The organism is Brevundimonas sp. T2-11, assembly GCF_055397675.1.
The window spans coordinates 1,770,474-1,782,557 of record NZ_AP027920.1; the positions used below are offsets into that span (position 1 = coordinate 1,770,474).

7 protein-coding genes are annotated in these 12,084 nt (G+C 69.2%); 3 read left to right on the top strand and 4 right to left on the bottom strand.

Translation table 11 applies throughout. The features are described from left to right. Positions 1-7: 7 nt before the first annotated feature. From ACZ5XO_RS08830 to ACZ5XO_RS08845, 4 genes are all read right to left on the bottom strand, one after another. Positions 8-2,923: a TonB-dependent receptor domain-containing protein gene (locus tag ACZ5XO_RS08830; RefSeq protein WP_464161994.1), complete on the bottom strand. Its 2,916-nt coding sequence runs from the start codon at positions 2,921-2,923 to the stop codon at positions 8-10. A 94-nt stretch (positions 2,924-3,017) separates the two neighbouring features. Further along, positions 3,018-3,989, bottom strand: coding sequence for a FecR family protein (locus tag ACZ5XO_RS08835; RefSeq protein WP_464161995.1), 972 nt, complete (start codon positions 3,987-3,989; stop codon positions 3,018-3,020). 14 nt (positions 3,990-4,003) lie between these two features. Next, positions 4,004-4,519, bottom strand: a complete 516-nt coding sequence (locus ACZ5XO_RS08840; protein ID WP_464161996.1) for an RNA polymerase sigma factor — start codon at positions 4,517-4,519, stop codon at positions 4,004-4,006. Positions 4,520-4,901: 382 nt separating this feature from the next. After that, positions 4,902-5,639 carry a hypothetical protein gene (locus ACZ5XO_RS08845; RefSeq protein ID WP_464161997.1) on the bottom strand — a complete coding sequence of 246 codons (738 nt, stop codon included), beginning with the start codon at positions 5,637-5,639 and terminating at the stop codon, positions 4,902-4,904. 807 nt (positions 5,640-6,446) lie between these two features. On the opposite strand from ACZ5XO_RS08845, the gene ACZ5XO_RS08850 reads away from it, so the two are divergent. Genes ACZ5XO_RS08850 through ACZ5XO_RS08860 form a run of 3 tightly spaced genes read left to right on the top strand, consistent with a single transcriptional unit; the run spans position 6,447 to position 12,080 of the window. Further along, positions 6,447-7,229 (top strand): ImuA family protein, encoded by a 783-nt coding sequence (locus ACZ5XO_RS08850; RefSeq protein ID WP_464161998.1) that lies wholly within the window; start codon positions 6,447-6,449, stop codon positions 7,227-7,229. After that, a complete protein-coding gene (locus ACZ5XO_RS08855; RefSeq protein ID WP_464161999.1) occupies positions 7,126-8,694 on the top strand; it encodes a Y-family DNA polymerase in 1,569 nt (522 codons plus the stop codon). Before ACZ5XO_RS08850 ends, ACZ5XO_RS08855 begins: the two co-directional genes overlap by 104 nt. Then, positions 8,691-12,080, top strand: a complete 3,390-nt coding sequence (locus ACZ5XO_RS08860; RefSeq protein ID WP_464162000.1) for an error-prone DNA polymerase — start codon at positions 8,691-8,693, stop codon at positions 12,078-12,080. Before ACZ5XO_RS08855 ends, ACZ5XO_RS08860 begins: the two co-directional genes overlap by 4 nt. Positions 12,081-12,084 lie beyond the last annotated feature (4 nt).

Genomic DNA, 12,084 nt, shown 5'->3' on the forward strand with positions numbered 1-12,084 from the left:
GTCGGACCTACCAGCGCTTGATCAGTTGCAGGGAGACGACCCGTCCCAGAGGATCGGCGCCGCCCGGATCAAAGCCCACGCCCGAGGTCGAGTCGTAGAAGGGCGGATCGGCGTCGAAGAGGTTCTGGACGTTGAACAGAGCCCGAAGGCCGTCGCCGCGATCCCAGCCCAGCTGAAGATCGACCGTATTCCAGGCGTCGATCCTGGCCCCCTCCCGGTCTTCATAGGCGGCCACATGGCTCCAGCTCAGCCCGGCGAAGACCTCGCCCCGGGTCCAGGTCGCCCCGGCTCTCGACCTCAGCTTCGACGGATAGCCGACCAGGCCCCTGACAGAGCGCAGGGGCGCGGCCGGGGTGTTCTGCTGATCATAGTCGAACAGGTAAGAGACCGAGGCGTCAAAGGTCAGCTCATCCGCACCGAAGCGGACCGGCCAGCTCCCGGCGAAGTCCAGGCCGCGCACCTCCACGGCGGCGGCGTTGACCCACCGTCCGTCGAGGATCGCGCCGTAGGCGTCGGGGGGATAGAGGCCCGCGGCGGGAAAGCCGGGCGCCTCCACATAGGATCGCACCAGGGCCATGTCGGCGGGATTTCCCGCCGGATCGACGAGGCGCACAAAGGGCGCGAGATCCGGATTGGTCAGGGCCGCCTGGAGATTCTCATTGATCGGCTGATTGATGCGGTCGGAGAAACGGATGTCGAAATAGCCGAGGCTCAGCCGCCCGCCGCCTTCCGCCCGATAGTCGAACCCCGCCGTCCAGGTCTCGGCCGTTTCAGGCTTCAGATCCGGATTGCCGCCATAGAGGTAGATGCTGGTCACCCTCAGGCCGTCGGATCTCGGCACGGTCGTCATGGTCGCCGCCGAGGCGTCGAACATCTGGGTCAGGGCCGGCGCCTTGAAGGAGGTTCCCCAGGAGGCGCGCAGGTTCCATCCCGGAGCGGGCGACCAGACTGCACCGATCCTGGGATTGGTCGTGGATCCGAAGTCGTCGTAGTCCTCGATCCGGACCGCGGCCGTCACCTCGAGACGTTCCAGACCGCGGCGAGCGTTGGCGCTCCCCACGATCGGCAGGCGGGCCTCGACGAAGCCCGCCTGCACCTCGCGATCATGATCCGGTTCGCGGGTCTCGCGCGGCGCGGCGGTCGAGGTCAGGGTGCGGGCGCGGCTCGCCAGGCTTTCCCGCCTCGCCTGGAAGCCGACAGCCAGATCCAGATCACCGCCCGGCAGCCGCATGAGCGGCCCCCGCGCCAGCAGGTTGGCCGAGCCCGCGCGATTGCGCAGAAGGCTGTGTGAATAGCCCTGGCTGATGAAGTCCAACACCGCCCGGTTATTGGCGGCGCCCGCGCCGAACGGATTGAAGTAGCCGTCGCGCAGACGATCATAGGCCGTCGCCGGATTGTCCGGGCCGTTGCCGAGCGCCTCGGCGAGGAAGGCGCTATTCACGACCTTGAAGGTCAGGTTCTCCGCCCTCTCCTCCGCCAGACCCAGGTAGCCGTCCAGGGACCAGCCTGCGCCAAGGTCATAGGCCCCGCCGGCGGTGACGCCGAGACTGCGTGAAACGCCCTTTCTCCGTGTCGGCCCCAGGTCCCCGTAGAAGGAATAGGCGATCAGATGCTGGGCCGAGCCATTGGGCGAAACGAAATGCGGATTGGCGGCGCTTACGGCGAAGACCGTGCTCGTCGGCGCGTTCTGCATGCCGTAGGCGCGACGGCTGAAGCGGACGTCGGCGCTGGCCTCGAAGCGGCCCCCCAGATCCTGGGCCACGCGCCCATAGAGGCTGTCCCGCCTGACGTCCGGCGCCAGGTCCGCGCCGGACAACAGGGCCGTGCCGTTGGCCTGCCCGGCCGCGAAGTCCCCTGCCCCCTGGGCGGCGCCCGACGGGCCAGGTCGAATGGCCCACTGGGCGGCGAAGGCCCCGCCCGAAGCCGCCACGATGTTGCCCGGGGAAGCGAACAGGCCCCGTCGGTCATGCCCGCCGAAAGGACGCAGATCGCCATCCGCCGTATAGGGCCGATCCAGCATGTTCAGCCCCCTGGCCGCCTGATGCTCATAGGCGACATAGGCTGAACCGCCGTCCCAGCTGTTCCCGACCAGATGCGAAACCGTAAGGTCCTCGCCGCCTCCGCGCGCGGCGCCGATCCGCAACCGGCTTTCCTGACCGTCGAACTCGCGCCGCATGACGATATTGACCACCCCGGCCACGGCGTCCGAACCATAGAGGGCCGAGGCCCCGTCAAGCAGGACGTCCACCCGGGCCACGGCCGCCGACGGCAGGGCGGAAGCGTCGGCGAAGGCCCCGCGCGATCCGGTCCCGGCCAGCCGCCGCCCGTTGACCAGGGTCAGGGTCGAGCCCACGCCCAGGCCCCTCAGATTGATCCCCGTGGCCAGGGCGCTGTTGCCGCCCGCGGGATCGGCGAAGCCCAGAAGCGCGCCCGGCGTGCCCGAACCGGCGTAGTTCTGCGGCAGATCGGCCAGGATGTCTGCGACCGAGCCTCGCCCGCGCCGGTCCAGGGCGTCCCGGTCCAGAACCAGGATCGGCGACGACAAGGGTCCCGAGCCGCGCAGCAGGCTGCCCGTGACGATCACCTCCCCGACCTCCGTCGTCTCTTCCGCAGAGGCGGTCGGCGTTCTCACCACATAGACGCCGGGCCGCGTCTCGACCCAGACCAGGCCCGTTCCCGCCAGCAGGCGATCCAGGGCGAAGGAAGGCGCAAAGGCGCCGCTGAGCCCGTGCGAACGCCGCCCGGCGACCAGGTCGCTGGTGAACAGGATCTGCCGGTCGCTTTGAATCCCGAAGGCGGTCAGGGCGTCGGCCAGGGCGCCGGCCGGAATATCGAATACCCGCGTCTCCTGGGCGGAGGCGGGCGAAGCGGCCGCCAGACACGCGGCCGCGGCGGCGAAAGCGAAGATAGTCGATCGATTCATCTCAGGTCTCCCCCTCGACGCCTCGTGGCGTCAGGAAAGAGACGCCCGAGCCCCCGGACGACCCCGGCGCTCGACGATGAAAAATTTCGCCTCCCTAGCCCGACGCTCCCGTCAGCCGGACCGAACCGTCCGGTTCCGCCACCGGCCTGACGCCAAGGGCCTGGGTCGCGGCGGCGACGAAGGCCTCCCGGTCCCCGGTCCGGAACACGCCGTTCACCGCGCGCCCGTCCGCCGCTGCGGGATCGAGCAGGATCTTGTCGGACAGGTAGCGGTTCACCTCGGCCACAGCGGCCGGCAGCGGCGTGTCCCGGAAGACGATGCGCCCCTCGGTCCAGCCCGTCTCGGCCCCGACATCGACCGCCGCCGTGACCAGGCCGTCCGCCCCTACCCGCGCCTGCCGGCCCGCGGCCATACGCTGGGCCGACCCGCCGCCCCTCACCTCCACCGAGCCGGAGACCAGGGTCACGCGAACGCCGCCGGCGTCGCGACGGACGTCGAAGACCGTGCCGAGGGCCGTGACCCTGGCGTCGCCGGCCGTCACCACAAAGGGGCGAGCGGCGTCATGCGCCACCGTGAACAGGGCCTGGCCTTCGCTCAGCTCAACCAGACGCCGGTCCCCGTCGAAACGCACCCGCACCTTCGAAGCCGTATCGAGGCGGACCGAGGATCCGTCCGCCAGCCGGATCAGGCGCGCCTCTCCCACCCCGGTGGAGAAGACGGTCCGCGCCTGCAGCCAGAAACTGAGACCGCCCGCCAGGACGACGGCCGCCCCGACCGCGGCCAGCCCCCAAGACAGGCGAGCCGGCTTCCGGCGCTTCGCCCCCCGCGACAGGGTCTCCTGAAGCGCCGCCGCGACCTGCGGGTCAGAGCCCAGGCCCGGGCTTTCCGTCCAGACAGCCTCCACCCTGCGGTAGGCTTCCGCATTCCCGGGCGACCGGCGCCAGACGAAAAAGGCTTCGATCGTCGCCGCATCGACGCTGGGGCCGCCCAGGCGCGCGTGCCATTCAGCCGCCTCCACTTCGGCGGCGCGGGTTCGGGCCTGAGGGCGGGTCTTCGGGCCGGCCATGCGATACCCCATCCTTAGCGCCGGAGCTGGGCGGCGCAGCGGGCCAGGGCCCGCGTCATGCGCCACTCGACCGTTTTCTGACTGATGCCGAGATGCTCGGCGATCTGGCTGTTGGTCAGACCGCCCACACGAGACAGAAGAAAGACATCCCGGAGGGGTTGTGGCAAGTCGAGGACGATCTGTCGAAGAAAGACCGTCTCCAGTTGATCCGCCTCGGTCTGAACAATCGGCGGCGCGGCAGCGGCGAAGCGTTCCGCCACGGCGCGTCGCCGAGCCTGTCCGATCGCGAGATTGGTGGCCACCCGCAAAAGAAAGGCCTTCGGTCGCCGCACGGCCTCCACATCGCCGCTAGCCGCCAGCCTCACCCAGGTCTCCTGGGCGATGTCCTCGCCGCTCTGGCCGGAAAACCTCCGCCGGATCTGGGCCGCCAGCCAGCGGTCGTAACGCGCATGCCAGTCCGCCAGTCGCTGTTCCGACCGGGCCTGCGATTCGATCCTGCGCTCTGCGTCAGCGCCTTCCGCCTTGGCCAAGTCCGTCCCTCCCAGGGAGGCCAGGGGCGGCGAACAGCGCACATGGAAATCCTGCCGCCCGCGCTGGAGCGTTCCGCGCCTCCTGAAGGGAAACACCGGCCGCAACGGCTCACGCACGCCTGCTGGCGCGCCTTGGCCGTCGTCATTGAGAAACATCGCAGGGGATTCCACGCCCCTGTCGGCCTGGGCCGACGCCTGAATCGTGACTGATTTGATTCCCGGGCGCAAGATCGCCCTTCGCCTCCGGGGTGAAGGGGACGGGCGTTGGAACCTTGCGAAAAGGCCCGGAGGTTTCAGAAGAGGTCCCACCGGTCGCCGGCGTTCGCCGACACCCCCCGGTCACTGGACCCGCGCCTATCGATCCGGCGCCCGCCTTGATCGGCTACTGGGCCTTGGCCTTCGAGGCAAGACCAAGCTCCCGCTCTGACCCGAGACGGAGGTCCTCTTTCGCGGGCATGACGCGGATTTCTTCACTACCGGTGGCGCACCGCAGCACGATGACGCGCTCTCCGAACCAAAGCACGCGGCCGATGCAAGCGGCATGCGGATCGATCACATAGAGACCGCGTGCCAGCCCCACGCCGACCATTTGGTTGAACAGGCCGCCGAATGCGCCGCAGATCCAGACGCCTCCCGCAATAGAAAAAAGAATCGCCGCGAACACGGTCCGCGCCTTGACGCCGGTCGAGTCCAGTTCCGAACGCATGGTTCGAAGCAGCAGAAGAAATCCGGCGCTGGTGGCCAAGAATGCGAACAGCAGCCGCCACTGGATGTCCTTGACGACCAGGGCCGCGACCACCGCCCCCAACAACAGGAGCCAGCCGGCCCCTCGCGTGATCCTGCGGCTCAGGTCGCCTGTTGAAAACCAGCTGAAGAACTGCGCCAGGGCGAATGGCAGATATAGGATGGTCACGATCAGGTAGCCGATCATCACGCCTGGTACGACGATGTCCTGCGGGGTGACGAGTTGCATGCCCGACAGGCCCCACTCGCCGAAAAGCGACATAAGGATCACCGCGGTGCAGATGAAGCCCGCCGCCGTCAGGAGCGGTAGGGTTACCGCCATCCACTCAAGGACGTCGCGAGGAGATAGTTTCGGGGCTTCAATCGGTTCCGCCACGTCGCCTCTCACTTTTGATGTAAGGTGACCGCTCTAGCGTGACCTGGAGATTCGCCCCAAGGGCGATATTCGTCAGGCGCAGCATGAAAAGGGGGCGGGCGTGGAATCCTCCGATGAAGAGGCGCGCTTATTCGATCCCGGCCGCGTCCGATGCGCGGTTACGCGCATCCCCCGGACCATAGCCGATCTCTATTCACGACAACCCGCTGGACCCAGACTAACGGTGAAACGCCCTAGGTCTCAATCCCGCGAGCGCCGCCCGTCCGCCCGCTCGCGCAGACGCACGGCTGTCTCCTCACGCATAAGGGCGCGAAACCGCAGCCACAGGCTTTCCATACGTGTGCGCGACCGGCGCGATTCCGCATGCATGCAGGCCGCCTCGGCTTCAAGCCTGTCGGCGACAAGGCTTTCCTCATCAGGCGTCATTTCGCCATCCCCGTCCGGGCCGCGGCCCATCCCGCCTCACATCAGATCATGGCGACGACGGTCAGGACAAGAAGCAGGACGGAGGCGCACGCTGACCCCGAGCTTGACCGGTCACCAGATACGTGGGGAAGCGGGTTTCGACGCCGAGAGATCGCGTGGATGACCATCGCTGTGCGCCGTCCAGTGGAAGATCGTTCAGCGAAACAGATGACCCTGGCCGATCTTCCAGGCCGCTAGCCAGCCCCAGCGAACACGCCAGCCGGTAGCGGGAGCGGTCACGAGCACCGAGAAACCGACAGCCGAGCGGCCGACCGCCATAAATGCGCTTTCCCTCAGACAGCCCTGCTTGCTCCGTCAGGGACAAGAGCGCATATAGAACAAATGAGGAACATTTATTCTCAGCCTGACGCTCTGGCGGCGCTGAAGACCCGCCTGGAGGCCCTGGATCGGGCCGGCGGTCGTCGCGTCGGCGCGGGCGTGCGCGCGGGAAGCAACGACGCCTTTGCGCCGCTGGCCACGGGCGTTCTGCATGATCTCTACGCCGCCGCCCCCGCCGACGCGGCGGCGGTCAACGCCTTCGGGCTGGGCATGGCGCTGCGGGCGGCGGCGGGGCGGCCGATCGTCTGGGGCCTGCATGAGATGATGGGACAGGAGGCGGGGCGGCCACACGGTCCGGGCTTGCATGAGATGGGCCTGTCGCCGCGCGACCTGTTGCTGGTGCGGACACGCGACGTGAAGGCCCTGTTGGCTGTCGGCGAAGAAGCTCTGCGCAGTCCGGCCGTAGGCGCCGTGCTGTTGAGCGCCTGGGGCGAGGCCAAGGCCTTCAGCCTGACGGCCAGCCGACGACTGGCTCTGGCGACCGAGACGGGCGGCGCGACCCTGTTCCTGGCGCGGGCGGGCGTCCTGCCCTGCCCCAGCGCGGCCGAGACCCGCTGGTCGGTGGGCTCTTACGCTTCTGAACCTCTGGAAGGCGGAGCGCCGGGGCGGCCGTCTTTTTCCGCGACCCTGTTGCGGCGGCGCGGCGGCGGGGCGACCGGAACCTGGATCATGGAGTGGGATCGTGAACAGCGAACCTTCCGCCCGCCCGCGCCGCTATCTGGCGGTCTGGTTCCCCTGGCTGCCCAGCGACCGGCTGCGGCGTCAGGCGCCAGACGCGCCGCCTGAGGACATCCCGTCAAAGGATGGGCCGCCCGTCGTCCTGGTCGAGAAGGTCAAGGGCGCCCTGCGGCTGGCCGCCGTCGATCCGGCGGCGGCGCGAGCGGGACTGACCCCTGGCCTGGCCCTGGCCGATGCGCGAGCGCGGACCCCCGCCCTGCGCGTCGTCGCCCATCGACCCGACGCCGACGACACCCTGCTGGCCCGAGTGCTGGAGGATTTCGGTCGCTTTACTCCCCTGATTGCGCTCGACCCGCCGCACGGTCTGATGCTGGACGCGACCGGCTGCGCCCACCTGTTCGGCGGAGAGACAGGCCTGATGCGGACGGTCCAGGCGCGGGCCGAACGCGCCGGGCTCAAAATCCGGTGCGCTTTGGCCGGTGCGCCCCAGGTTGCTCGCGCCCTGGCCCGCTTCGGACCGGGCGGCCGGTTCGAGCGCGGCCAGGACCGCGCCGCCGTGCGCCGCCTACCGGTCGCCGCCCTGGAGCTTTCGGACAAGGAGGACGAGGCCCTGCGTCGCCTGGGCCTGAAGCGGCTGGGCGATCTGGACGACCGGCCTCGCGCGCCCCTGGCCGCCCGCTTCGGCGCCGACTTCCCGACCCGACTGGCGCGGGTTCTGGGCGACGAGGACATGCGCATCACCCCGCATCGTCCGCCCGCCCCCGTGGTGGTCGACCGCGTCTTCTTCGAGCCGATCTCGGCGCCCGAGGACGTGGAGCGGGTCCTGTCCGACCTGCTGGTCGAGACCATGGACCGGCTGGATCAGGCGGGCCTGGGCGGCCGCGCCTTCGAGGCCGGCTTCTATCGCGTGGACGGCGAGACGCGCCGGATCGTCGTCCGCGCCGGCCGCCCGACCCGCGACGCCCTCGCGACCCTGCGGCTGTTCCGCGAGCGGATGGCGGCCCTGGCCGCCCCGCTGGACCCCGGCTTCGGCTTCGATCAGATGCGGATGTCCGTGCCCTGGACCCAGGCTTTGGCGCCGACCCAGCAGGGCCTGGAACGCGAGACGTCCGGCGAGGAGGCCTTCAGCCGTCTGGTCGATCGGCTGACCGCGCGTCTGGGGCCGGAGGCCGTGCTGCGCTTCGAGCCCTTCGCCTCGCACATTCCCGAACGTGCCGCGCGATTGGTCCCGGCCGCCGCCCGTCATGGTGACGAGACCTGGCCCGACCTCGATCCCGACGATCCGCCCTTGCGTCCCCTGCAGATGTTTGACCCGCCCCAGCCGGTCGAAACCCTGGCGGAGGTGCCCGACGGCTATCCCTTGAAGTTCCGCTGGCGCCGCGTCCTGCACGAGGTGACGCGCGCCGAAGGGCCCGAGCGGATCAGCGGCGAATGGTGGCGCGCCCCGAACCAGCGCACCCGCGACTATTACCGGGTCGAGGACCGGGACGGCCGTCGCTTCTGGCTGTTCCGCCAGGGTCTCTATGGCGAGACGCCCGAGCCGCGCTGGTTCATCCACGGTCTGTTCGCATGAGGAGGCTCGACCCTTGCGGCGCCTACGCCGAACTGGCGACGGCCAGCAACTTCTCCTTCCTGCGCGGCGCCTCGCATCCCAAGGACCTGGTGCTGACAGCGATCCTGCGCGGCCACGCCGGACTGGGGCTGGCCGACCGCAACACCGTGGCGGGCGTGGTGCGGGCCTGGAGCGCACTAAAGGAACTGCGGGCAGAAGGTCTGGCCCCGCCGGACAAGGTGCGCGAGGGCGGCGGCCCCGGCGAGATCGCCTTCATCGAGGACCCGCTGAACGATCCGGCCCTGTCCGAAGAGGTGAAGCGTCGCGCAGCGGATTTCCGCCTGCTGACCGGGACGCGACTGGTCTTCAACGACGGGACGCCGGACGTCATCGCCTATCCGGAGACGAGGGCGGGCTGGGGTCGGCTGACGCGCCTGCTGACCCTGGGCAACCGCCGGGCCAGGAAGGGCGAATGTGAGATCGGCCTGCGCGACCTGCTGGCCGATCCGGAGGACCTGCTGCTGATCCTCGTCCCGCCGGACCGGCTGACGGGGCTGGAAGAGGTGCTAGCCCGCATGAACGCGGCGTCGCCGGGCGCGGTCTGGCTGGGCGCCGTCCTGCACAGGCGCGGCGACGACCGGCGGCGGCTGGCCCGGCTCAAGGCCATGGCGGATCGGGTCCAGGTCCCCCTGCTGGCGCTCAACGACGCCCTCTACGCCGCTCCCGATGACCGCGACCTGCAGGACGTCCTGACCTGCATCCGCGAAGGCGCGACCATCGAAACCGCCGGCCGTCGGCTGGAGGCCAACGCCGAACGCTGGCTGAAGCCCGAGGATGAAATGGCCCGCCTGTTCAAGGACGCGCCAGAGGCGGTGGTCGAGACTGTGGCCTTCCTGTCGCGGATCACGTTCGATCTGAGCGATCTCAAATACGAATACCCCGAGGAGCCTGTGCCGCCGGACGAAACGCCTCAGGGTTGGCTGGAGGAACTGGTGCGTCGTCGCACTCTGGTCCGCTATCCCGACGGTGCGCCGCCCAAGGTCACAGCCCTGCTTGAGAAAGAGCTGGCCTTCATCGCCGAGCGCAGCCTCGCCCCCTATTTCCTGACCATCCACGACATCGTCCGCACAGCCGAGGACAAGGGCATCCTGTGCCAGGGACGCGGATCGGCCGCCAACTCCGCCGTCTGCTACGTCCTGGGGATCACCAGCGTCGATCCGGTCCGCCACGACCTGTTATTCGAGCGCTTTCTGTCCTCCAGCCGCGACGAGCCGCCCGACATCGACGTGGACTTCGAGCATGAGCGGCGCGAGGAGATCATCCAGTACGTCTATGACCGCTATGGCCGCCATCGCGCCGGCATCGCCGCCACCGTCATCCGCTATCGTCCCCGCAGCGCCATCCGCGAGGTCGGCAAGGTCCTGGGCCTGACCGAAGACGTCACAGCCCGCCTGGCCTCGACCCAGTGGGGCAGTTGGGGATCGGAGATCAGCGGCCGCCAGATCGAACAGGCCGGACTGGACGCCGCCAATCCCATGGTCGATCGCGCCGTGCGCATGGCGACGCGCTTGCTCGGCTTTCCGCGCCACCTGTCCCAGCACGTCGGCGGCTTCGTCCTGACCCGAGGGGGGCTGGACGAGACCGTCCCCATCGGCAACGCCGCCATGCCCGACCGCACCTTCATCGAATGGGACAAGGACGATATCGACGCCCTCGGCCTGATGAAGGTCGATGTGCTGGCGCTCGGCATGCTGACCTGCATCCGTAAGGCCTTCGACCTGATGAAGGCCCATTCGGGCGTCGAGCACGACCTCGCCTCCGTCCCGCCGGAGGAGTCCGAGGTTTACGACATGTTGTGCCGGGGCCAGTCCATCGGCGTCTTCCAGGTCGAGAGCCGCGCCCAGATCAACATGCTGCCCCGGCTGAGGCCGCGAGAGTTCTATGATCTGGTGATCCAGGTCGCCATCGTGCGTCCCGGTCCGATCCAGGGGGACATGGTCCATCCCTATCTGCGTCGCCGCAACGGCGTGGAGGAGGTTCACTATCCCCCGCCCGGCCGCCTCTATGGTCCACCTGACGAGTTGAAGCAGGTGCTCCACCGGACCCTTGGCGTCCCCCTGTTCCAGGAACAGGCCATGAAGGTCGCCATGGTCGCCGCCCGGTTCTCCGACGCCGAGGCCAACGGCCTTCGCAAGGCCATGGGCACGTTTCGCGGCGACGGGACCTTGCACACCTATGAAGACCGCATGGTCGGGCGGATGATCGCGCGCGGCTATGATCCTGATTTCGCGCGGCGCTGCTTCGAACAGATCAAGGGTTTCGGCTCCTACGGTTTTCCAGAAAGCCACGCCGCCAGTTTCGCCCGGCTGGTCTATGTCTCTTCCTGGATCAAGCACCGCCATCCGGCGGCCTTCGCCTGCGCCCTGCTGAACAGCCAGCCCATGGGCTTCTACGCGCCCGCCCAGATCGTGCGCGAGGCGCAGGAGGTCGGCGGTGTCGAGGTGCGCCCCATCGACGTCTCACACAGCGACTGGGACAACTCACTGGAGGGACCAAAGGAGGCCCTGGCTCTGCGATTGGGCCTCCGCCAGATCGACGGCTTCAGGGAGGATTGGGCCAAGACCCTGTCGGCGGCGCGGGCCGAGGCGCCCTTCGCCGATGTCGAAACCCTGGCCCGCCGCGCCGAGCTGCCCGCCGCCGCCATGCGCAAACTGGCCGACGCCGACGCCTTCCGTTCCCTGGGCCAGGACCGTCGCCAGGCCCTGTGGGCGGTGCGCCGCTTGCCCGACGACGATCCCCTGCCCCTGTTCGCCGCCGCCGAGGCGCGCGAGCGCGGCGCCCGTGAACTGGGCGCGGAGCCCGACCCCCATCTGCCCCTGATGCCGCTGGGCGAACACGTCGCCGCCGACTACCAGACCGCCCGCCTGTCGCTGAAGGCCCACCCCATGGCCATCCTGCGCCCCGTCTTCGCCGCCGACCGCGTCCTGACCTGCGCCGCCACCGAGGCCAGGCGCGGCGGCTCCCTGGTGCAGGTCGCCGGCGTGGTCCTCGTGCGTCAGCGGCCGGGCAAGGGCGCCGCCGTCTTCGTCACCCTGGAGGACGAGACCGGCATCACCAACATCGTCCTCTGGGCGCGGATGCTGGACCAGTTCCGACGCGAGATCATGGGCGCCCGACTGATGCTGGTCGAAGGCCTGGTCGAGAAAAGCCCCGAGGGCGTCGTCCACGTCGTCGCCCGCCGCGTCATCGACCGCAGCGCCGAACTGTCCCGCCTGTCAGAAGACCATGAAACCGACATCCAGCTGGCCCGCGCCGACATCATCGCCCACCCGCAACCGCCGCGCCATCCGCCGCACCGGCACCCGCGCGACGTGCGCATCCTGCCCGGATCGCGGGATTTCCACTAAGCGC

Bases quoted from the DNA above. Each gene is read 5' to 3' on its own strand.
- ACZ5XO_RS08835 (WP_464161995.1), bottom strand. From the start codon at position 3,989: ATGGCCGGCCCGAAGACCCGCCCTCAGGCCCGAACCCGCGCCGCCGAA.
- ACZ5XO_RS08850 (WP_464161998.1), top strand. From the start codon at position 6,447: ATGAGGAACATTTATTCTCAGCCTGACGCTCTGGCGGCGCTGAAGACC.
- ACZ5XO_RS08830 (WP_464161994.1), bottom strand. From the start codon at position 2,923: ATGAATCGATCGACTATCTTCGCTTTCGCCGCCGCGGCCGCGTGTCTG.
- ACZ5XO_RS08860 (WP_464162000.1), top strand. From the start codon at position 8,691: ATGAGGAGGCTCGACCCTTGCGGCGCCTACGCCGAACTGGCGACGGCC.